The sequence below is a fragment of the Sphingobacterium siyangense genome, assembly GCF_023277505.1.
GTDB classification, from domain to species: domain Bacteria; phylum Bacteroidota; class Bacteroidia; order Sphingobacteriales; family Sphingobacteriaceae; genus Sphingobacterium; species Sphingobacterium siyangense.
Window position 1 is genome coordinate 912,715 of record NZ_CP080574.1, and the last position, 23,378, is coordinate 936,092.

Sequence of the window (23,378 nt, forward strand, 5' to 3'; positions counted from 1 at the left end):
ATAAAAATTAATGCAGGTGAATTTAGAACGCTTTAAACTTATCATAACAGATTATCTCGGAGGAAAATTGACTGAGGAGGAAAAAGGTCATGTTGACGACTGGTACGAGTCTATTTCAAACGATGATATTAATCCCTTTAGCGATGCAAATCATCGGGAAAAAATCAAACAAGAATTATTTATTCGTGTAGGAATAGCTGAAGCACCTGCGAGGGCAAAGAAGGTGGCCAACATACCGGTCAGAAAATTCTCTTGGCTTTCAGCAGCAGCGGCTATTTTGGTCCTAGGAGGCATCAGTCTGCTATTTTTACAGCACAACCCGATGTCGCTTTCTCGGAAGCGGACAGAAGCGGTCACATTACTGACGGAAACGGTTACGAATGCGGGCGAATTGAAAGAAATTCAGTTACCTGATGGCACATCTATTTTTTTAAACGGAAATACACGTATCCGCTACGATCGTAAGAATTTTGCATCAAATAGAAAATTCTTTTTAGATCGAGGGGAAGCATTCTTTCGGGTCAGACGGGATACTTTACACCCATTTGAGATAGAAACAGGTAGCGTTTCTGTTGCAGTCCTAGGCACATCATTCAACGTCAACAATTCGATGTCTACTAAACATGTGACGGTCGAAGTTAAAACTGGGCGGGTGAGTGTTCTAAATGCAAAAAATGGAGCAAACCATATCCTTACAGCAGGTAAGGCCGTCCGGTATAGCGTAGTTAAAAATGATTTTAAAACTTTCGATAGCGATCCAGCTTACATCAGCCTTTGGACACAAGGTGGTATGCAATTGAATAACATCAGCTTCAAGGAACTGAAAGAAATAATCTATAACCGCTTCGGTGTTGTGTTGCTTACCGAAAATCTGAATACAGATCCATTCAATTATTCGCTTATGATACCACATGTACAGTCATTAGACCAGGTGCTGAATATCGTTTGCAATATTCATCAAATCAAATTTAGGAGGGAGAAAAATGAAATAATCTTATACAAATAAGCTGTAGGGGGTAGAACAGCATAATTTATCTGCCCAAGAAAAGTGCTCATCTGGCAAACCGCTAAATCGACCAGTGAGCACCTGAATATTCATGTTTAAAACATTCATACAAATATATGTATAAAATAATTAAGCTTACCGGCCTTGCGACAAAGCTTGCCATCTGCGCTATGGTCTCTTGTGCTGTAACCAATAGCCATGCTGAGGGATTGGAAAAGATCAATCGCACTTACTGGGATAATATCAATATTCATTTGTCTAGTGGTAACGCCGCGCAGGCGGTACTGCAGTTGTCAAAACAAACAGGTCAAGCGATCGGCTACGATCGGAGTATGCTCCAATTAGATCGGATTTTAATTGCCGAAAAAAAATTCCAGAATGCGAGCTTCGAGGAAGTCCTTGCCTATATCCTGAACGGGACCAACATTAAGTCAAAAAGAGTGTCAGGGGGTATTGTCCTTGTAAAAAATACGGGTAAACAAGAGTCTTATGATTTGAAATTGCAGCTTGTCGATCGTACAAAACAGCCTATTGGGGGAGCTTCTGTACATATTCCACTGACTGGACAGAGCGCCTTGTCAAATGCCAAAGGTGAAGTGATTATTCGATTAGCTGCCGGAGTATATGATGTACTGATAAGCCATGTTGGCTATGAAAAAAAAGAGTTGAACGATCTCAAGCTCGATGCCAACACAGCAGGTATACGTCAGGTGGTTTTAAACGAAGATGACAACGAATTGGATGAAGTGGTCGTGACTGCATTGGGCATCAAACGACAGGATCGTTCCCTTGGTTATGCTGTCGGTAAAATTAAGGGCGAGGATATCAATCGGGTCAATAATGATAACTTTCTGGTTGGTATGGCAGGTAGAGTACCCGGGGTTTCGATTAGTTCTACAGGACCCACCGGTTCCAGCGTGAATATGGTGATTCGGGGGGCATCATCGCTAAGTACAGACAACCAGCCGCTATTTGTCGTAGATGGAGTGCCCTTGATGAATAGTTTAAATAATGTTGGTCAGATCGGTGACGACAACAAAGTGGATTATGGTAATGCAATTGCCAATATCAATCCCGAAGATATTGAAAATATTTCCATCTTGAAGGGGCCAAGTGCAGCTGCGCTTTACGGCTCACGTGCAGGTAATGGTGTAGTGCTGATCACAACCAAAAGTGGTAAGAATGCGGAGAAGATGACCATTGCTGTGACTAGTAACACAGTATTTGATATCCCGTATAAATTTATTGAATTGCATAACAAATTTGCAAGCGGTACCTTGCCATGGCGACCAGGCGACTTGCCTGGCAATTTAGTTATTGAGGAGGAGTCTAGTGTTATGGTAGGCCCTGCACTGGATAAGGGGTATAAAGCTGTTCAATGGAATAGTCCACTTGACGAGAATGGTAAGCCCATTCCTACGGAACTAAAAGCGTACCCAAATAACATTAAAAACTTTGTCCAGACTGGGGTCACAAGTACCAATGGGATTTCCCTCAGCAACAGAAGCGAAAAATTGGACTATCGTTTCTCGTATTCCAATATGGCCAATAAGGGTATTATCCCCAATTCGGATCTGTTCAGAAACACCTTGAATATCAATTCGACCATGCGCCTTCGCAATAGTTTGACATTGGGGCTCTCGCTAGATGCCAGCAGAAATAACTCCAACAATAGACCTGCAGGAAATCGGGGAACCAATCCGATGCAAGCGGCCTATGAAGTTGCACCTCACATCAATATTCTGGACTTGCAGGATTATTGGTTGCCAGGGCAGGAGCAGATCCAACAGCGTTCACAGTCTATTGGCAACCACAATAACCCGTATTTCCTTGCTTATGGAGTGAATAATGCTTTTACAAGAGACCGCGTCTTTGGAAACCTACGGTTAGATTGGACCATCAAAAAAGATTGGACGGCCATGATACGGTACGCAACGGATATTTATTGGGAAAATAGGGAAACAAAAATCCCTTACAGTTATACGAACGAACCCAGAGGTGCTTATGGGATTGTTAATCTGATGAATATGGAACAGAATATCGACTTTCTGACGGCATATACAAAGAAGATGAGCGACTTTCAGATCACAGGATCATTGGGTGGGAATTTACGGTATAATCGTGGTAAATCCGTGCAAAATACCTCAAAGAATGGCGCTGGACTAATCACGCCGGGACTCTATACATTGGCCAATATCAGTCCATTAAATTTGGATTTCTACAGTACAATTTCTGAAAGAGCCATAAACAGTGTTTACGGACTGATCAATCTAAGCTACCGGGATATGGTTTATTTAGATGTGACTGGGCGCAATGACTGGTCCAGCACCTTACCTGTGAACAATCGATCCTATTTCTATCCTTCGGCATCCCTAAGTGTGTTGGCTAACCAGGTGTTTTCTCTGCCTAAAACGATCAATTTAGCAAAACTGAGAGCGGGTATTGCACGTGTAGGAAATGATACTTATCCCTATAATCTCTCCAATGTACTGAGTAATCCCGGTAGCTGGGGTGATGTATTGCGGCTAACACGTTCGGGGTCACTCTTGGTTCCTAATCTGAAGCCCGAAATTGCCACATCTTACGAATTTGGTCTGGATCTGGGCATGTGGAATAATCGACTGAAGTTTGAAGGAACCTATTATAAGCTGGAGAACAAAAACCAAATTATTTCAACAACACTTCCCGGATCAAGTGGTTTCAATTCTAAAAATATCAACGCCGGACTGTTAAGCAGCCGCGGTATTGAACTTGCTGTTTCCGGGCGACCTATTGCCAAGGAAAATTGGTCCTGGGACGTTGGTGTCAACTGGCATCGCAATCGTACCCGTATCGATGAGCTTTCTGATGGTGTAGAGTTCTATACCTTTTGGACCGACGGTCGGGGTGGGGCACGTACCTATGTCGGGGAAGAGATCGGGGATCTGTACGATTCCAAGTTAGTGACCGTGGAGGATCAATCGTCGCCGTATTATGGTTTTCCTATTCTCAATAAAAATGGTTCTTGGCAGGCTGTACGGATCAATAATAGTCGCAACAAAATCGGAAATTTTAATCCCGATTTCACGATGGGCCTACAGTCAAGTCTTCGCTATAAAAAATGGACAATGAATATTGCCGCAGATATGCGTTTTGGAGGGAAATTTATGTCGCAGACCTATCGCTATTTCGAATCGAACCTAACCACGCAGCGTTTTCTTGATCAGATGATCAACCCCAATGGGATGACAGGCGAAACGCTACGCAATTATTTGGTCGATAACAATCTTGTTCGCGTGCAAGGCAATAGGTATCCCATTGTTGGAGGACCAGGCGAAGAGTATGGTGGTTATCCGATCAGTGTGGGTGGTCTTGTTGGCAATTTTGGGGTGTTTAATCCAGGTGTTATCGCACAATATGATGATAAAGGTAATATCACAGGTTATACAGAGAATCTTGGTGGTGAAGGAACAAAATATATCGCTTATTCAGACAATTACCCTTGGGATTTTATGAATGCAGCGACATTTGATGCTTCTTTTATCAAGCTTCGGGAACTGTCCTTTAGCTACGATTTATCAGGAAAATGGCTGAAACGTCTCGGAATAGAGAATGGCAGTGTGGGAGTCTATACCCGTAACCTGATCTTATGGACCAAAGCGAAAGTAGGTATAGATCCGGAAATGGCCTTCCAGCCAGAAACTGGCGTTGGATTTAAACAGGGGATTGAGCGCTACAACGTTACCCCTTGGTCAATGCCTATTGGATTTAAAGTAAATGTGACATTTTAATATACGACATAAATGAAAAATCAGTTGAAGAGATTCATCATGGCTGCAGTAGGCCTTGGGATGGTATGGAATATTTCAGCTTGTAAAGATCTGACCGAACTTAATATCAATCCGAACGGTGTAAGTGAGGAAGATGCCAACCCCAATCTGTTATTGCCGACGATATTGACAGGAACAGCGAAAAAATACAACGAATTGAGTTTCTCAGATCTTGGCGGAGTTATGCAGCACACCCAATTTGATGCATGGTTCAATTCACATAATGACTACGAATGGACAGGAGGGATTCTGAGCTGGGATGCCTATTATGGTTTTCTACGTGACAATGAGCTTCTGCGTAAACGTGCGGAGAAATTGGGGCTAGATTTCCATAAGGGAGTTTCGCTGGTGATGCGCGCTTACTTATTCGGATTGGTGACTGATCTCTGGGGAGACGCTCCTTATACCGATGCCTTAAAAGCGGAACTGGGAGATGCTGTATATAATTTTCCGAAATACGATAGTCAGGAAATAATCTATAAGGGAATTATCGACGAGTTGAAACAAGCCAATGAACTTCTATCCCGCCCCGATGGTTCTTATGAGGTGCTGGCGAATGCGGATGTTTACTTTGGCGGAAAGGCTTCCAAATGGCGTCGTTTTGCCAATTCTTTGGCATTACGGTATTATATGCGCATTTCAGCAAAGTCTGCTGACTTTGCCAAACAGGGGATTGAAAGTATTGTTGCCAATCCCGATAAATTTCCAATTATTACGAGTACTACTGATGATGTATTGATGGATTTTGTTGGAAATAATGCAAATGACTCCTGGCCGTCAAATACGGTGTATGATGCCAGTGGAAGTAATTTTAGACGAATGAAAATGTGTGCAACACTGGTCGACCGGCTACAGGAACTTGGCGACCCTCGTTTGGCGGTTTGGGCAAGAAAGGTAGACATACCCATTGAGATCCGCAGTAACGAGCCCGCAGGTACAGATAAGATCGTTAATGGTGTTCGGATTGTATCGCCAGATGTCGTCAAAGGCGTTCCGGTGGATACCGATAAGGAGTATGTTGGACTGCCGCCAAGTGTATCTAAAAACCCTTCGGCCTACAACCTCAATCCAACACCGGGGCAAACCTCGATCAATCCGCATGTTTCTTACCTGAATGATAGCTATCGTTCGGCGAAGGGAAGTTTGTTAAAAGCACGCTTGCTTTCTGCTGCCGAAGTTAATTTTATTTTGGCTGAAGCAGCCTGGAAAGGATGGGGGCTGCCTGAGTCAGCCAAGACCTATTATGAGCGTGCTATACAGGAATCGTTGGCAAGCTGGGGAAAGGGCGCAGACTATTCCAACTATATCCGTCAGAAAGGTGTGGCGTTTGAAAATACGCAAGTGCAGATCATTGAACAAAAATGGATCGCCAGTTGGTCAACTGCCGCACAGTCCTGGTTTGATTATCGTCGCACAGGGTACCCCGCTTTAAAGGCCGGCCCCGCAGCCATTCGTACACAGCTTCCTGTTCGTGTACCTTATATGCAAACCGAAATGAGTGTGAATCAAAAAAATGCCGAGGAGGCCTTGAAACGTATTGAAAAGACAGCGTATTCACAGGCAGACAATGAAAATAGTGCCTGGTCAAAACCTTGGTTATTGCAAGGAACAAACAAGCCCTGGTAATTAGTAATTAAAAGTTATTAAATAGAGTTCTCAAATCGCTTATAAAATCAATATCACAATGAAAATCAAACATATTCTTCTTGCTGTAGTACTGTGCTGCACTTTATTGGAAGGGAAAAGCCAGACGGATAATAAAGACAAACAACCTGATCGTATTACGTTGACCTGGTCCGATGAGCCCAGCAGTACGCAGTCTGTTTCTTGGCGGATCAATGCGGATAGGACCAAAATAATTGGTCAGATTGCTGAAGAACAGAGCAATCCAGAACTTGAAAAAAACGCGATTACAATAAATGGAACAGCGCTACCGCTCGAGCGAGGACAACAAGAGGATGCTTATGGACAGGTAACCTTCCGTGACCTGAAACCCGGTACAGTTTATGCCTATCGCGTTGGAGATGGCAGCAATTGGAGTGCCTGGAACCAATTTAGGACTGCGGAGCGTTCAGGCGCGTTTTCATTTATCTATTTGGGTGATGCACAGAACGACTTACGTTCACGCTGGGCACGTGCCATTCGGCGTGCTTTCCAGCAGGAAGCGAATGCACGCTTTATTGTTCACGCGGGCGATCTGATCAATCGTTCGAATGCAGACGAGGAGTGGGCAGAATGGCATGAGGCCGCAGGATTTATTCATCAGATGATCCCTGCTGTTCCAACACCGGGTAATCACGAGTACCGCCGCGACTCGCTTGGGAAGCTTGTACTTGACCCGCATTGGAAAGTACAGTTCAACTTGCCAAGGAATGGCCCTGAGGGTATGCAAGATGCTGTTTACTACCTCGATTATCAGGATCTACGTATGATTTCCCTAAATTCTCAATTGATTATGCTCGACTCTACTGCAGCAGCGATACAGGAAAAGTGGTTGGAGAAAGTGTTGTCTTCATCACAAAAAAAATGGAATATTGTTGTCATGCACCATCCCGTATACTCTACGGCAAAAAATCGTGACAATACCATCTTGAGAGAACGTTTCAAACCTATTTTCGAGAAATATGGTGTCGATTTGGTCCTTCAGGGCCACGATCATACCTACGCTCGTGGCGGGCTGGGTAAAAAGCGACCTGTCTATCTCCTGTCTGTAGCGGGGCCTAAGATGTATGAATCTGATTCTGAACGCTGGATGGAAGTTGCAACGTCACAGACACAATTATATCAGGTGATCAAGCTGACCGAAAATAAACTGTATTTTTCGAGCTATAAGCTGAATGGGCAGTTGTTTGATTCATTCGAGTTGTCGAAAAAGTAGAACGACATAGACGGAAGGTAATCCATTCAAACCGGATTACTTTCCGTCAATATAATTGCGGGATTCACTCCATGACGCGATTGAGATGTAACCGCAGCGAGATCGCCGTTTTTTAAGGTATAACAAAAAGAGATTGCAAAAAAATAACTATACAGCAATGAAAAAGATTTTATTTTCTACTATTCTGTTGGGTATAATAGTAAGTTCTACGACCCACTTATATGCTCAGTCGATCGATTTAATAAAAAAGTTAGAGCAAAAAAGTTTACACATTGCCGCACACCGGGGAGCTCATCTGGAGCAACCTGAAAACTCAATTGCTGCTATCGAAGAGGCCATTCGGCAGGGGGCTTCCGTGGTAGAGGTCGATGTGCGGGCCACCAAAGATGGTGTACTTGTACTGATGCACGATAAAACAGTCAATCGGACGACAACCGGGCAAGGAGAGGTCGCCAAACAAACCTATGCCGAGCTTCAACAGCTTCACTTACGCAAAAAGGCTAATGGTGAAGGCTCGGATCATGTTATACCAACGCTATCGGAAGCTTTGCGCGTTGCAAAGGGAAAAATCCTTGTTGATCTCGATTTTAAAGAAGATCGCAAAGAGTTTATTAAGAAAACCTATGCGCTTGTTGAACAGGAGGGGATGGAAGACCAGGTACTATTTTTTCTCTATGATTATAAAGACATGCTCAAGATTTACAAACTCAATCCAGCGATCACGCTTTTTCCGAGGGCACGTAATATGAAGGATCTAGAGGCCATACTAAAGATGAAATTAACCTCAATTGTCCATCTTGATGAATCATTTACTGATACCGAAAAACTTAATGCATTGCGCCAACAGGGCATTTATTTTTGGATGAATAGTTTGGGGGAATATGACGACAAAGCAGAACAGGAGGGAAAGAAAGCTTATCGATCTTTTTTGGAGAAATATCCTTTTGTACGTCTTATTCAAACAGATCATCCTAGTTTGTGGCGCGAAGTGCTTTCTGGATCTTAGTCTATTTTTATCTGTTTAGTTAAAAATGCTTGATTTTATTGTAGCGATATTGTTAGAACGATCGTTCTCAAGATATAACTAATGGAAACCGTAATGAATAAATTATTTACAGGGAGTTTTGCAATCCTCTTTTTACTGACGAGCTGTAGTAAGGAAAATGAAATGACTGTACCTATGGATGTTCAAAAACAGCTGGAAAGTTTTGAATGGAGCCCCATCGTGTCTGCGAAAGGGACGACAAACGAGCAATTGAAGCACAAACCGAAAGATTGTGAAAAGGATAATGTGTATACATTTACATTTGCTGAGTCAGCGAATAAGTTCACTGTCAATCGTGGTAAAGAACTATGTGGGGATGATAAGTTGACATTTGAAAGTTTGATTTTTGCTGAAGGACAGCATCGCGCATTTGCCTATGATAAAGAGAAGAAAAGTATCAAGTTTGCCGACAGTAGCCCATACCAAAGTTATGAGGTACAGCTTGATGGTGATCAGCTCATATTAATTTCGCGCAATAATAATCCTCTAGCATACGCAGCTCCAATTGAATACTATTTTCAAGGTAAGCGAACGGCTGCAACAAAATAAGATAAGTAGTATATTTCCTTTAACATTCAAAATAAAGACGGCTTGCTGTCTTTATTTTTTTGTTCAATTCTGTTTTGATGAAATTGCAATTGAATCTTTCACATTAGTTTTTTCTTTGTCTAACTGTTTTGTTGTTGCCCAACGTGCTAGAATGAATTTCGTGGATATTTGCCATTTGCTCTCCTCTACTTCAATACATAAAGTAAAGCCTGTGTTAGGTTGTTTAGATGAACGCTGTTCAAACCGATGCTGCCGCCCTATGATTATTAAAAGAATTAGGAATCAAAATTTAACTTGATTATTTAGGCTAAATCGTTAATTTAGTGGTTTGGAAACCGGTTGCATAGATAATGTGAAATAATAAAACCGGATCCGATTAATGAAGAAAACTAGATAGATAATAATCCACTTATGAAAGTCCGTATATTACTTATGGCGGCAATGGCGACATTGCTCTGCCCACAACTTCAAGCCCAGCAATTGCCCTATAAGAACAGTACATTACCAATTGAAAAACGGGTAAGTGATCTATTGGGAAGGATGACTGTGGAAGAGAAAGTCGGGCAATTGAGCAAATTGCTGGGCTGGGAAATGTATAGCAAAAACGGAAAGCAGGTTACAATCAGCAATAAATTGCGAAAGGCAGTAAAAGAACAGCATATCGGATTGTTATGGGCAACCTTACGTGCAGATCCTTGGACACAGAAAACCTTACTGAATGGCCTGAGCCCTGTGGAAGCTGCGCGCGCTACAAATGCGATCCAACGTTATATGGTGGATAGTACTCGACTAGGGATTCCATTGTTGTTGTCTGAGGAGGCGCCACATGGACATATGGCGATTGGTGCAACAGTGTTCCCTACCGCGATCGGACAGGCGAGTACATGGAACCCACAGTTGATTCAGGATATGGCATCAACAATCGCCATGGAGACTTATGCTGTGGGTGGTAAAAACGGCTATGGTCCTGTATTAGATTTGGCACGAGATCCACGTTGGTCGCGCACTGAAGAGACCTATGGGGAGGATCCCTATCTGATCGGTCAGATGGGAACTGCAATGATCCGTGGTTTTCAGGGTGAGAAGCTAGGTGAGCGCGATAAAATAATAGGAACTTTAAAGCATTTTGTAGCCTATGCCGCTCCAGATGGCGGTCATAATGGTGAGTCCGTATCGGTTGGAGAACGAAGCCTGAGACAGTATTTTCTGCCGCCTTTTGAGCGTGCTGTAAAATCGGGAGCTGGGTCGGTAATGACAGCATATAATAGCATTGATGGTATTCCTTGTTCTGCCAACCCCTGGTTGCTAAAAGACATTCTACGTAAAGACTGGGGATTTACGGGGTTTGTTGTATCTGATCTATTAAGTATATCAGGGCTCAATGGAGGGCATGCAACAGCAGCGACTGCAGAAGAAGCGGCTTCACAAAGTATACATGCCGGATTGGATGTCGATCTAAGCGGGACTGGTTACGGTTCAAATCTGCTTAAGGCTGTCCAACAGGGGCTCGTTGAATCTGCTGTTCTTGATACAGCAGTAGCCCGTGTACTGCGAATGAAGTTCAATTTGGGGCTTTTTGATCATCCCTATGTGGATGAAAAGTTGGTAGCGCAAAAAGTCGCTACGGCACAAAATAAAACGGTAGCAAGACAGGTCGCCCGCGAGTCGATTGTTTTGCTTAAAAACGATCAGCATATCTTACCCTTAAGTAAATCGTTGAAACGAATAGCCGTTATAGGACCGAATGCCGACAACGCCTATAATCAGCTGGGCGATTATACTGCTCCACAAGCTGAGGGGAAAGTTCAGACCCTGTTGACCGGAATACGGGCGGCAGTTGGTAACAGTACCAGGGTCGATTATGTGAAAGGTTGTGCAATCCGTGATACAAGCAATTCCGATATCGCTGCCGCCGTCGCAGCTGCAAAGCAGGCCGATGCGGTGGTTTTAGTCCTGGGTGGTTCGAGTGCACGTGATTTTAAAACGTCGTATCAAGCAACTGGAGCAGCCAATGTGGATCCCAATACGGTAAGTGATATGGAGAGCGGAGAAGGATTTGATCGCGTTTCTTTGGATATGATGGGCGATCAGATCAAGTTGCTGAAAGCGATACAGGCGACGGGAAAACCAGTTGTACTTGTTACGATTATGGGGAGACCATTGAACTTAAATTGGGCAGCTGAACATGTGCCTGCGATCGTGAATGCCTGGTATCCGGGACAGGAGGGAGGCCTGGCTATTGCCGATGTATTGTTCGGTGACTATAATCCGGCTGGAAGATTACCGATTTCGGTACCTCGTTCGGTCGGCCAGCTTCCTGTACATTACAACCATACAAAACCTAAACATCACGATTATGTGGAAATGTCGGCCAAACCATTGTATGCTTTTGGGTATGGCTTGAGCTACAGCAGTTTTGATTACTCCAATTTACAGGTCTCGCTGAAGGATAATGGCAATGATTTTGTATGTACACTGTCGTTCGACGTGGTAAACCAGGGCAAATTGGCGGGCGATGAAGTCGCTCAGTTGTATGTTGTGGATGAAGTAAGTTCGGTGGTGACACCTGTTATGCAGTTGAAGCGGTTTGAGCGTAAAAACATTGCCGCAGGAAAGAAAGAACGTTATTCTTTTCAATTGACCAAGGAGGACCTCAAACTTTGGAATGCAGGTAACGAATGGAAGACGGAAAAAGGCAGGTTTAAACTTTTGGTCGGCGCATCTTCCGATGATATCCGGTTGAAGGGAGAATTGGAATTAACGAAGGATTATTAATTAATCCTTCGTTAATTTATAGATATAGCTATTATGTTGATGGGGAGCTTTTGTTAAAGTTAGATCGTTTCCATTCACTAAATAGGTGTAATTGTGGTTCAATATTAAAGCCCAATCGAAGTCGGCGGTCCATACATTTTTATCTTTGAAAATAATTTGGTCGCCATTAATCTCATATGTTCCTGAGCCACCTGCAGGAAATCTATTTTTGTTTGCTGTACAAAAGAAACTGTCCGCTTTAAACCGTACAGTTACGTCTCCAGTGAAAGTTTGGTCCTGATTTTTATAGCTGACTATAAATTTTCCTGAATAGATTCCCTCGAGATAGAGGTTGTGATTAGCAGTTTCCTTTGAGCAACCTACGGATACGATATATGCTAATAATGTTAATAATTTTGATATTGATCTCATAACTTGGTTTTTAGCATACAACGAAGTTACTGCCATTTTTGTTACAACTATCATTCTTATTTGAGCACAATATGCTTGATACTTTTCCTATTCCAGGTATAGGTGATGTGGATAAGACCGTTTGTGTCCTGAATAATTGTCGGATAGGAATATTCATCGTTCTTTACCCCATCTTCAAGGGTTAGGACATCTTTCCACTGTAAGCCATCCTTTGATATGGCGACATGGAGTTTTGTGCGTCCTTCCCACCAGTCGTTGCCAGCGATGGCCGGATTGAAGACGATCATAAATAAACCATTATTTAAACGGATGGCGTCTGTGGCAGAATTGGGATTGAGCAGGTTTGTGGCTTGCCAGGGGCCCCAGGTAAGGCCTTCATCTGCTGAGAATGCTGCCATCACTTTATTTTCTTTACTTCGACAGAGCACCTGAATGCGTCCATCTGTATGTTGGATCACACTTGGCTGAATAACCTGGATACTGGTATCGGGGCGTATTGCGCTGACGGACCAGGAGCGGCCATGATCGCGGCTGATTTCCAGGTGTGCTTTCCAGATTTCTTCTTTGGACTCCGTGCTGGAAGGGGAGAGAAGCAGTCCGTTTGTCAAGGTGAGCGGTTTATTCTTGATGGGCCCCAAAATACCTTCAGGCAACTGCTGCTCTGCAGACCAGGTCGTTCCTTTATCCAGTGAATGTTTGACATAGCCTTTCCATTCTCTGGGATTGGGCCCTATTTTATAATACAAAGATAGGGTGTCACTGTGCGGGTATTGATAGAAGACAGGATTCCATGTTGGAAAGCGGTTGTCACCAAGGATACCGTCTGCAATCTGTACAGGACGCTGCCATTGTCCATGGCTATACAGTGAACTCCATATGACAACATCGGGGTTAGATTCATGTGTACCACCAAACCAGGCTGCCAATAAACTGTCTTTTCCGATGACTTGAATCGTGGAAGCATGGCATTGTTGGAATGGAACCTGGCCTGTTTTAAAAATTTGCTCTGATACCAGGATCTGAGGTTTATACGTTGCACACGAGGATAGAAAAAGAAGGATAAATAGTGGAAATAGGTTGATTTTTTTCATTGGAATTTAAGGTTCTAAAAACCCCATAGTTTGTTGATGACTTATTTTCTTATTCCTGAGCAGAGGCTCTGGGAATATTGAGATGTTCAGGCGGTGATCGGTAAACAATGACCTTGTTAAATGATAAAATTCCGTTAGATTATATCCAACGGAATTTTATATTATTTGCTTTGTAATTGAATTGCAGTCGCATAACTAAATCGTGTACTAGGGCTTCTCAAGGTAATTTGGTTACCACGTTGAGACCAGTCTAATTTACCTTTATGACCCAAAATAGCGATTTTCTTTACGCTAAAATTATCAGGTACTTGAAAGACGTATTCATTTGGCTGCTGGTAAGTATCACCTTCAGAAAGATGGAATACATTGACCACTTTACTGTCTTTGCTTCTAGTGTAGTAATAGTCACCTTGGTGATATGGAGCAATCGTACGTGTTGCAAACACTGCAGTTTGATTGATTTTCATCCAGGCTGCCAGTTCGTTCAAGCGATCGTATGCTGCCTGGTCATAATCTCCTGTTGGGCCAGGGGCTATGTTCAATAGGTAGTTTCCACCGCGGGAAATAATTTTCACCAATGTTTCAACAATCTTTTTGGTCGGTTTGTATTGGTCGTTGGGCACATAGCTGAACGAATTTCCCATGGTGATACAACTTTCCCATGGAATATCCAAGGGATGTTCAGGAATCGCTTGTTCAGGCGTGACATAATTTTCCCAGTTTCCAGGTACTGTACGGTCGACAACGATAATGCCGGGTTGATTTTTCCTTGCCATGCCCCCAATGCGGTCCATGTCAATATTCTGATCCATTTTGATTGTCTGTTGCCAGTCAACAGATTTGTCAACGGTTTCTAAGGGGCGCACCTGACCACCATCCAACCAAAGAATGTCGACTTTGCCATATGCTGAGGTCAGTTCGTTGATTTGATTGTAGGTGAAATCTTTGAATTTTTGCCAACGGTCCGGGTATTTTTTAGGGTCATAATTGACATTTCTGTCTTTTGGCGGAAAGTATGACCACCAGTAGTAATCGGAGTGCCAGTCCGGTTTGGAGAAATAAGCCCCAATTTTAAAACCGTCATTACGGAAGGTATTGAAGATTTCTTTGGTCACATTTGCCTTTGGGTTTGTCGAAAATGGTGTTTTGGAGGATGTAATTTTATAATCCGATTCTTTGGTATCGAACATGGCAAATCCATCGTGATGTTTTGTTGTAAAGACGACATATTTCATGCCGGCAGCTTTTGCGGCATCGGCCCATTTTTGTGGATTGAAATCCGTAGGATTAAAGGTGGTCTGTAGATTTTCGTAGTTCTTGAGGTATTCAAAATAAGTTTTACCATGTTCGGGATTGCGTTGGGTCCAGCCTTCATCTTCAGGACAGATACTCCAGCTTTCAACGATTCCCCATTGACTATAGGTACCCCAGTGCATGAAAAGACCAAACTTCATATCTTGCCATTGTTCGAGATTTTCAATCACTAAGGGATCTGTCGGTTTTTGGTAGCCATTAGATACGTTATGTGCCTGGCCAAACGCTAGTGTTGCGCTTGAAGCGATCAGCGCAGTGGATATAATGGTTTTTAATTTTTGCATGGATAAAGATAATGAAAATGATAAAAAGAAGGCCACCTTAGGTGGCCTTCTTATAGATAGATGTAGTGTATGCCTTAATTAACGTCCCAGAAAAGTTTGGTGTTGACGTTGTCTTGCGCTTTTACAGCATTATAATTTGCTGAATTATACACGCTTTCTGAAGGAGGTAAGTTAAATTTTACTGGTACTGTCTTTTGAATGTCAGCGTTTTGAACAACAAAATCAAACTTAGGCAGATCCAAACGACGTTGCTCAGACCAAGCTTGTACAGTTTGCAAAACATTAAAATGTATCCATTTTTGCGTTGCAATTAGTTCAAGTTTATTAGATGCGCCTGCCCAGTTAACATTATTGATATAGGTATTGATCGCTTCAGTAGTTGGAGCAGCGGGCGCAACAACTGTATTGTCGTTGGATCTGCTTCTAATAATGCGATATAAATCAATAGATTCCTTAATACTGTTTTCAAATGCTGTTTTCGCGGACGATGCATTTCCTGCTTTATTGTAGTATTCCGCCAACAGTAAATTTGTTTCTGTCGCTGAAAATAATATACCTGGGAAATATTGATTTCTTGAGTATGTAGATCGATTATAGATGGCTAAAGTTCCACCTATTGCCAAGGCATTCTGATCTGCACTTACTTTGCTTTGATCTAAACCTATGTATTTGCCAGCAGCTTTTGCTCCAGGCTCAAACATAAAAGGTAATCTTGGATCTACTTTTTCAAGCATGTTGTCGATCATCCGCTTACTAGCTAAGTTTGCATACCAACCACTAGCTTCGAAGGCATCTTTGATATTTTTAGTTTGGATACTGTTATCGTCCAGGTTATAAATATCCAGTTGGGCGTTTTCAGCGTTCGTTAAAATCAGTGGATTAGTAGTTTGATTATTAACAATTTCTGCAATTTCCTGATTTGCTTGTGTGGCAAATTTTGAGCTCGCTGAAACTCGTGTTAGTATTCTTAGCCTAAGTGAGTTACAATATTTTTTCCACATTGCGATATCACCATTATTGATTATATCTTGCGTCTTGAATTTGTTGGCGGTAGCACTACTTAATGTAATTGAATTCAATTCAGCGCTTATACTTTTTAAGTCAGTCATGATGGCCGCATAGATGTCTTCTGGTTGGTCATAGGCCGGATACGAATTTTGATAATCACTATTGTTCGTACTCAGCATACCCGCTTTAGACCATGGAATGGCCCCATGTAGATCGACCGTTTGCTGTGTTTCATCGTAAAATAGAACTTTAGCAGTTAGATAGTAGATTCTACTTTCTTTCTTAGCTATTTCATCTGATTTGTTGTAGATTGTTTCTAGCTCTCTATATTGTGCAAGTCCCTCGTAAAATCTTGACCAACGGTCCTCGATAGCAGCGGCTCCTGGCAATAACTGGTTTGTCTCATTAATCCAGCCTGTGATATGTAAATATCTAAATATGGTTGGTCTAAGGGTAACAAATAAATTTCTATATTCAGGGACAATTAATTGTCTGTAACTGTAAATCATACCTGCAAACTGTTTTTCAACGGTCGTCTCGGTTACTTTTCCTGGGTCACGGTAGTTTTCATCAAATGAACTCTTACTGCAAGAATTTGTGAAAGCTAATGTGGCTGCGCACAGCCCCATATATAATATATATTTTTTCATGTCTTTAATAATTAGAAGCTAGCACGTAGCATTAAACCATATGTTCTTGTTGCCGGACTTGTTCCTGCATTGGAAACTTGATCAACCCAATTTGACCCACCAGTCATTTGTTCAGGATCTAGATCCTTTATACTTCTGTAGATAAAGAATAAATTACGTCCAAATGCAGAGATTTGAAGGTTTTTAGCTCTTAATTTCTGTGCAACTGATTTTGGAAGACGATAAGCTATTGAAAGCTCGCGCATCTTGATATAATTATTCTTTTGTACATATAGTTCGTAACGTGAGTTAGAATATTGTGGTCCGCCCCAATTGTATGTGTTGTTGTAATAAACGGCCTGTGAAATAATATTGTCGTTTTGCGATCCGTCAGCTTTAACTCCAGACATCAGCATCCCATCATGATAAACAGTCTCTCCATTTGGACCTGTACTTCCAGTTGTTGCGATCCCTTTTCCATTGGCGATATAGTAGCTAAGCCCGCCATGTTCTGTATCCATGTTGTTTAAACTTTCCTCTAAGAGACCTCTACTGATCATCCAGTTTATACCGGTAGGCATAACATGGCCACCCCAGCGAAAATCAAGTAAGGCATCCAAGGTGAAATTTTTATACGTGAATGTATTTGTTAAACCACCGACAGCTTTAGGCATTGCATTTCCTGCTTTGATCCAAGAATTGGCATCCACTTGGTATAAGCCGTTATCTTGGACAATTTTATTGCCATTTGCATCAGTTGCTACTGGATGTACCATGATATCGCCCATAGGTTGGCCTACTTTTGATACTAATTGTGCCGCTGCACCATCATAATCTTTATGCAAAAGTTCAGAAACGCCACCTGGCAACTCTTCTACGATATTTTTATTCATTGAGAAGTTTAATACTGTATTCCATTTAAAATTCTCATGCTGTATTGGAGTACCTGTGATTGCAAATTCCCATCCTTTGTTGCGTAAAGTTCCCACATTTGCAACGATTGAACTCGATCCCATAGAAATTGGCAGGGTGTAGTCTAGAATTTGGTCCTGGATCAAGCCATTATAGTACGTGATGTCGAAGCCCAAACGATTATTTAATAATCGTGTTTCCAAACCAAATTCATATTCTTTTTTTCGTTCCGATTTAATTTTCTCATTTCCAAAGGCACTCGTTGGCACATTTGTGTAAATTACAGCTTGACCTCCTTGAGTCTGTACTCCCATGGTGTTCTGCGTATAACTTAGTGGGCTTTGATAGATCCTAGGATAGTTACCCACGATACCAAATGATCCTCTTAATTTAGCGTAACTGAATATTTCAGGTAAATGGAATGCTTCGGATAATATCAAACTTGAGTTTACAGAAGGATAGTAAGTAACATTGTCGTCTGGGTGCATTGTTGAGATAATTTCTCTTCTCAATGTTCCTTCAAGAAACCAGTAATTTTTATAGTTAAAGTTTAAGGTTCCAAACAGCGCATCTCTCAATTGATTTCTGCGGTAATTGTATTTTGAATTTCCGCCAATAGTATTTACCGAAGCGTTGATATCATACCAATTTCTTACGCTTAGTCCACCCGCAGTTTCCCGTTGTACATAGGTATCCTGACTTTTGGTTGCGGTATAACCGAGCATAGCACCAACTTTGATGTCTTGATTGATCTGTTTGCTATATGAAGCCAAAAAATCTGCATAGTAAATATTGGCATTTTGTTGGCCTAGACCAAAATACCCTGTATTTTCATAAGCTAGTGGTTTTTCATTAGGTTGTTTATCTTCGGTGCGCAGTGAGGTCATATCTGCCGAGAAACGTGCTCTTAAAGAGAAATCACTTGTTACTTGCCAAGTATTTGTTACTGATCCTAAAACGCGATTGGAATATTCATCATATTGTCTTGCTTTTGAGTTCCAGATAAAATCCAATACATCTGTTTTATAGCCATTATAGATTAAATTTTCTGATGGTGTTAAGCTTTGGTCTGTGCCTGTAACATATTTATAACCTAAGCTTGTTTTATATTTGTTTAGATACCACTCCGGATTGTCAAATGTTGAAATCATCCCGGTGAAGTTATTGATTAAACGATCCGTAAGGAATGGTCTGTTATGTGTATGTTGGTTCACATAATTAACGACCACGTCTGTTGTTAATTTATCCCAAAGTTTGAACGAGGAATTTAAATTGGCAATATTCTTCTTGTTTGAAGATTCAAGCGCGGTCATCTGATTATCCTGACGTGTGACCGAGAATCTTGTATTTGAATTTTCAGTAGTATGACCAAGGGCTAAATTGAATGAAGTATTATTTGGGTTGTTGAATAGTTTGTTGTACGAATTTTGAGCTGAATATGGACGTACAACACCGTCCCAAGAAATAATGTCTTTACCGTCAAATTTAGGTCCAAAGTTTACAGTAGCCGGAAGTACGCCACGCGTTACGCCGTTGATAGCTCGGCTATTATCATAATAGAAAAACATATCATCAGCCTGTCCATCATTCTGATAGGCTTTTGTATAACCAGGGCCTCTGACATCTTGAAATCTTGGTAGATAAGCAATTTTATCATGCGTGTAGGTGGCATTAAAATCTATAGAAAAACCCTTTCCACCTTTCCCTGATTTTGTCGTTACCAATACCACCCCGTTCATTGCTTCTGACCCATACAAAGCTGCGGCAGAAGCACCTTTTAGAATGCTGATGTTCTCAATATCTTCCGGGTTGAGATCTTCTAAACCATTTCCGCGGGCACGTTGGTCGCCCCAATAATCCGAATTGTTAAAGCTTGATTGTCGCATTGGTACCCCATCGATAATAACCAATGGCTGTGAGTTTCCTGTGATTGAGTTAGTACCACGGATATTGATGTTAATACCCGATGTTGCTCCTCCAGGTGCTGCTGAAATACGAACTCCAGGTGCTTTACCATACAATGCCCCCGCAAAGTTTGGAGAACCAGTTTTTGTTAATTCTTTAGAATCGACTGTACTCATGGCATAACCAAGTTCCTTTGGAGCTCTTTTAATGCCCATGGCAGTAACAACAACCTCTTCCAGGTTGGAAGCATCTTCTGTTAATTTGATGTTAATCGTCTTTGAGGAACCAACAACTATTTCTTGGGACTTGTATCCGACAATGGATACACGTAAGACTTCACCTTGGGAAGCTTGAATTGTAAAAGACCCATTGGCCCCTGTTTGTGTACCCCTAGTTGTTCCCTTAACGGAAACTGTTGCGCCAGAGACTGGTCCATTAGCATCTGAAACTATTCCAGAAATGCTTTGCTGCGCATAAAGCGATGTAGCACTGAAAAGTGTACATAACGCCAATCCTGCAGTTTTTTTGTAAAATAGACTCATGTTTTAGGTATTTGTGTAAAACGTTAGTTAATAATGTTTGTGATGTATTTTTCTATGACTAATGCTGTTGTGCCGAGTTGTTGCGCTCTTTTGTGCAAAGTGGAAATGGCTAAAGTTGTTTTTCTTGAAATCTTCGGAATGCTATATTCATTAACCGCGACTTGGATATGAGGTGCCAGAATATCCCCGATTTCTGCACCACGGCCACTGATGATTATTTTATCAGGATTTAGAATGTGTATTAATGTTGAGATTCCCTTGCCAAGCAAGTAGCCTACTTTCCCGATATTGTTGATCGCTACTTGATCTCCGATTTGGACAGCTTCAATTAATGCGTCAATTTTATTGATATGTTCATTCGCTAGTTTATCATAAATAGAATATTCTCCGTTTTTTATATCTCGCTCTGTATTTCGAATGGCTGCGCTAATGGAAGCTTCGACTTCAAGACATCCTCTTTTGCCGCATGAACATAATGTCAGCGTGTCCGAAAGAGGAATATGGCTAAATTCACCGGCATAACCCGAGGTTCCTTTGAAGATATCGTCATTGATGAGTATGCCTAAGCCTACTCCCCAATTTAGATTGATCACGAGTGAATGAGATGAATCTTTAGCTTCACCAAACTTTCGTTCAGCTAAGGCAATGCAACGTGAATCATTGTCAATAATGGCCGGAACCCTAAATTTCTGCTCAAATAGTTTTCGAATGTTATATAAAGGGGAATCTTCATTATATGATTCATTGAGGCCCGTTTCTGAATCAACGAATCCCGGAATGCTTATTCCAATACCGATGACTTGGTTAATATCAATTTGATTTGAAATGATGAAACTGTCTAAAGCTTCAAGAATGGAATCCGTCGCACTTTTATCTCTGAGATCTATCGGAATATTGTTCTGAGACGAGATGGTTTGAGCCTTAAGATTTGAAGAGGATATGGACGTATAGAATTGATCGATCGATACGCTAATAATACTTTGCTGTAAATTTTCATTAAGCATGTATTGTATGGCTTTTCTGCCACCTGTGGAAGCAGCGTAGCCTTTCTCGACAATGACATTTCTTGTCAAGAGATCATTGATCTGTTTAGTGACAGAGGGGATGCTTTTCGATAAAGAGTTTGCTATATCTGCAATCGGTTGCATCGGTCTATAATACAAAATTCTCAAAATTTCGCCGCCCATAATTTAGTTCAATTGTATTAATATAAATATTGGTTTATCTAAGTTTAATAATGGCCGACAACAACATTTCTTGTCGGCTTGGTCTTTCATAGTTACTTGCTTAAAGGAGATCAATATGTTTGACTTCTAATAAGCATTGTATATTAAAGATAAGAACACTTTGTGTTAAGTTCAAAATTCTTTTTAAAATTTTTAAAAAGAATTTAAAGATGATGTGTTTTTAATCAAAAGAAGGCTCTTTTTTTATCCGGAGAAGGAATGCTTAATTTCGATTGTAACGAAATCGCGATAATTTAAGTGAGATTTATGGCGGATTTTGGTTTTATGATCTCCAAGGGCATTTTAAACTAGCATATAAAAAAAGCTCGGTATAAAACCGAGCTCTTTTTAAATATAGGCTAACTTGCCCTTTTGTAAACAATCTAAGAAACGATCAGCTATTTGACGTCCCAGAAGATTTTAGTTGTTCTTGTATCGTTTGCTTTAACAGCATCGTAATTAGCACTATTATTTGAAATCTCTTGGGTAGGATACAGTAAACGTTTAGGAGGATTTGCGTAATTAGCCAATCCAGCCACAGGGTATGTCAATACTGGATATCCTGTACGTCTCAATTCAGCCCAAGCTTGTTGTGCCTGTAAGAAACCATAATGTAGCCATTTTTGAGTCCATATTAATTCTAGGTTCTTTGCTTGAGTTGTTGAGAAGCTGATAGTCGACTTGTCTACAAAGTCATTGATGACGTCATCTGTAGGTTTTTTCTCTGTTTTCAGTCCTGAAGTATTTAAATTATTTAAATAATAATAGAAAGAAACGGATTGTTTAACAGCGACATCATAAGCATCTTTGGCCGCATTACTTGCTCCCCATCTTAATAGCGCTTCAGCTTTATTGAAATTGGTTTCAGAAGCGGTAATGACAATTCCTGGCAAAGCATTGTTGTCGAAGATAGTTGCCGAATCCAACACAGCGTAGTCTTGATAATTCTTCTCCATATCCGCCGAAGTAAAGGAAATTGGCATTGCTCTATACTCTTTGTTCTGAACGAACTTACCGTTTACTGTTTTTCCAAATTTATCATAAAGTACAGGGATACGTGGATCGTTCGCTGGCAACATTACTTTGTTCAACATATGATCTGTTGCGAATTGATTGGGACCTTCAATCAAGGCCTGTCTCAACGTTCCTGTATAGTTGGTTAGAGGCTGCAATAAGATGTCTTCATTTCTAGGGTTGTAGTTTGCCGTTGCGCCACCATCTGCCAATGGATATTGTGTGGGGTTATTCAGCATTTCGAGTACTTCAGTTCTTGCTTTTGCCTCATCAACAAAAGAAATACGCATCAATAGACGCAGGCGAAGTGAATTGGCATACCTACGCCATTTTGCAACATTACCGCTATTTAAGATATCGTATTTTGAAAAATCAGGATTGGTAGTTGCTGTTGATAAGTACGTGTTGATATTTTTCAATTCGCTGATGAACTGATTGTATAATTCTTTTTGCGCATCAAACTTTGGCTTAATAATCGTACTTGTTGTTGGTAGACTACCGGCTTCACTGAAAGGGATATCTCCAAAGTTGTCAACAAGTTTAGATGCTTCGTCAAACAAAACAATTTTGCCAGTCTGGATAAAGATCTCTTTACTTGCTTTCTCCGCTTCAGGAAGTTCAGCATATGCTTTTTCCATGCTTCTTGTAATACCTAGTACACCAGGGGCATAAAAATCCGTCCAATATGCATAAGAGTAGCTATCGTTCGGCTGATACATGGTATTTGACGGATAAAAAGACGCTGTCTGCGTATATACTGCCTGATTGGACAGGATAAATGTACGGTAGTGGTAATAAGCTGGTCTTACACGATCATTATTTAGCATTTCGGCAAAGAACGCCGGAATATTTGCTTTTGTCGATGCATCTGGGTTTTGAAACTTGTCGTCAAGTTGTGATTTACAGCCGACCATCGTCGATAGGGCCGAAACCAAAGTTAATATAGAAAGAAAAGTTTTTTTCATGATTCTCGTGGGTAA

14 protein-coding genes are annotated in these 23,378 nt (G+C 41.3%); 7 read left to right on the plus strand and 7 right to left on the minus strand.

The features are described from left to right. Positions 1-16 precede the first annotated feature (16 nt). From K2F45_RS03750 to K2F45_RS03780, 7 genes are all read left to right on the plus strand, one after another. Positions 17-1,006, plus strand: a complete 990-nt coding sequence (locus K2F45_RS03750; RefSeq protein ID WP_172840646.1) for a FecR family protein — start codon at positions 17-19, stop codon at positions 1,004-1,006. A 116-nt stretch (positions 1,007-1,122) separates the two neighbouring features. After that, entirely contained in the window at positions 1,123-4,776 is a 3,654-nt protein-coding gene (locus K2F45_RS03755) for a SusC/RagA family TonB-linked outer membrane protein (protein ID WP_075991021.1), read from the plus strand. A gap of 12 nt (positions 4,777-4,788) precedes the next feature. Next, a complete protein-coding gene (locus tag K2F45_RS03760) occupies positions 4,789-6,441 on the plus strand; it encodes a SusD/RagB family nutrient-binding outer membrane lipoprotein (protein ID WP_248933019.1) in 1,653 nt (550 codons plus the stop codon). A gap of 58 nt (positions 6,442-6,499) precedes the next feature. Then, on the plus strand, positions 6,500-7,693 hold the full coding sequence (locus K2F45_RS03765) for a purple acid phosphatase family protein (protein WP_075991023.1): 1,194 nt from the start codon (positions 6,500-6,502) through the stop codon (positions 7,691-7,693). A 157-nt stretch (positions 7,694-7,850) separates the two neighbouring features. Next, positions 7,851-8,699, plus strand: a complete 849-nt coding sequence (locus tag K2F45_RS03770; RefSeq protein ID WP_070563489.1) for a glycerophosphodiester phosphodiesterase family protein — start codon at positions 7,851-7,853, stop codon at positions 8,697-8,699. A 93-nt stretch (positions 8,700-8,792) separates the two neighbouring features. Then, entirely contained in the window at positions 8,793-9,287 is a 495-nt protein-coding gene (locus K2F45_RS03775) for a hypothetical protein (RefSeq protein WP_145328867.1), read from the plus strand. Between the two features lie 411 nt (positions 9,288-9,698). Beyond that, positions 9,699-12,062 (plus strand): glycoside hydrolase family 3 N-terminal domain-containing protein, encoded by a 2,364-nt coding sequence (locus K2F45_RS03780; protein ID WP_075991026.1) that lies wholly within the window; start codon positions 9,699-9,701, stop codon positions 12,060-12,062. Here K2F45_RS03780 and K2F45_RS03785 read toward each other — a convergent pair whose 3' ends face one another. The 7 genes from K2F45_RS03785 to K2F45_RS03815 form a co-directional block, all read right to left on the minus strand. Continuing rightward, positions 12,063-12,473, minus strand: coding sequence for a hypothetical protein (locus tag K2F45_RS03785; RefSeq protein WP_139144927.1), 411 nt, complete (start codon positions 12,471-12,473; stop codon positions 12,063-12,065). It lies immediately after the preceding gene. Positions 12,474-12,529: 56 nt separating this feature from the next. Further along, positions 12,530-13,564 carry a sialidase family protein gene (locus K2F45_RS03790; RefSeq protein ID WP_075991027.1) on the minus strand — a complete coding sequence of 345 codons (1,035 nt, stop codon included), beginning with the start codon at positions 13,562-13,564 and terminating at the stop codon, positions 12,530-12,532. A 161-nt stretch (positions 13,565-13,725) separates the two neighbouring features. Beyond that, on the minus strand, positions 13,726-15,162 hold the full coding sequence (locus K2F45_RS03795) for an alpha-L-fucosidase (protein ID WP_248933020.1): 1,437 nt from the start codon (positions 15,160-15,162) through the stop codon (positions 13,726-13,728). A 74-nt stretch (positions 15,163-15,236) separates the two neighbouring features. After that, the gene (locus K2F45_RS03800; RefSeq protein WP_075991029.1) at positions 15,237-16,820 is read right to left on the minus strand and encodes a SusD/RagB family nutrient-binding outer membrane lipoprotein; all 1,584 of its coding nucleotides are present in this window, start codon (positions 16,818-16,820) and stop codon (positions 15,237-15,239) included. Positions 16,821-16,831: 11 nt separating this feature from the next. Beyond that, positions 16,832-20,158 carry a SusC/RagA family TonB-linked outer membrane protein gene (locus K2F45_RS03805; RefSeq protein ID WP_248933022.1) on the minus strand — a complete coding sequence of 1,109 codons (3,327 nt, stop codon included), beginning with the start codon at positions 20,156-20,158 and terminating at the stop codon, positions 16,832-16,834. A gap of 23 nt (positions 20,159-20,181) precedes the next feature. Beyond that, complete coding sequence (locus K2F45_RS03810; protein WP_237241967.1) at positions 20,182-21,306, minus strand: ROK family protein; 1,125 nt, start codon at positions 21,304-21,306, stop codon at positions 20,182-20,184. Between the two features lie 476 nt (positions 21,307-21,782). Beyond that, entirely contained in the window at positions 21,783-23,363 is a 1,581-nt protein-coding gene (locus K2F45_RS03815; RefSeq protein WP_201666355.1) for a SusD/RagB family nutrient-binding outer membrane lipoprotein, read from the minus strand. Positions 23,364-23,378 lie beyond the last annotated feature (15 nt).

Excerpts from the sequence above, each read along its gene's own strand:
- K2F45_RS03755 (WP_075991021.1), top strand. The coding sequence starts at position 1,123 with ATGTATAAAATAATTAAGCTTACCGGCCTTGCGACAAAGCTTGCCATC.
- K2F45_RS03760 (WP_248933019.1), top strand. The coding sequence starts at position 4,789 with ATGAAAAATCAGTTGAAGAGATTCATCATGGCTGCAGTAGGCCTTGGG.
- K2F45_RS03765 (WP_075991023.1), top strand. The coding sequence starts at position 6,500 with ATGAAAATCAAACATATTCTTCTTGCTGTAGTACTGTGCTGCACTTTA.
- K2F45_RS03770 (WP_070563489.1), top strand. The coding sequence starts at position 7,851 with ATGAAAAAGATTTTATTTTCTACTATTCTGTTGGGTATAATAGTAAGT.
- K2F45_RS03775 (WP_145328867.1), top strand. The coding sequence starts at position 8,793 with ATGAATAAATTATTTACAGGGAGTTTTGCAATCCTCTTTTTACTGACG.
- K2F45_RS03780 (WP_075991026.1), top strand. The coding sequence starts at position 9,699 with ATGAAAGTCCGTATATTACTTATGGCGGCAATGGCGACATTGCTCTGC.
- K2F45_RS03785 (WP_139144927.1), bottom strand. The coding sequence starts at position 12,473 with ATGAGATCAATATCAAAATTATTAACATTATTAGCATATATCGTATCC.
- K2F45_RS03790 (WP_075991027.1), bottom strand. The coding sequence starts at position 13,564 with ATGAAAAAAATCAACCTATTTCCACTATTTATCCTTCTTTTTCTATCC.
- K2F45_RS03795 (WP_248933020.1), bottom strand. The coding sequence starts at position 15,162 with ATGCAAAAATTAAAAACCATTATATCCACTGCGCTGATCGCTTCAAGC.
- K2F45_RS03800 (WP_075991029.1), bottom strand. The coding sequence starts at position 16,820 with ATGAAAAAATATATATTATATATGGGGCTGTGCGCAGCCACATTAGCT.
- K2F45_RS03805 (WP_248933022.1), bottom strand. The coding sequence starts at position 20,158 with ATGAGTCTATTTTACAAAAAAACTGCAGGATTGGCGTTATGTACACTT.
- K2F45_RS03810 (WP_237241967.1), bottom strand. The coding sequence starts at position 21,306 with ATGCAACCGATTGCAGATATAGCAAACTCTTTATCGAAAAGCATCCCC.
- K2F45_RS03815 (WP_201666355.1), bottom strand. The coding sequence starts at position 23,363 with ATGAAAAAAACTTTTCTTTCTATATTAACTTTGGTTTCGGCCCTATCG.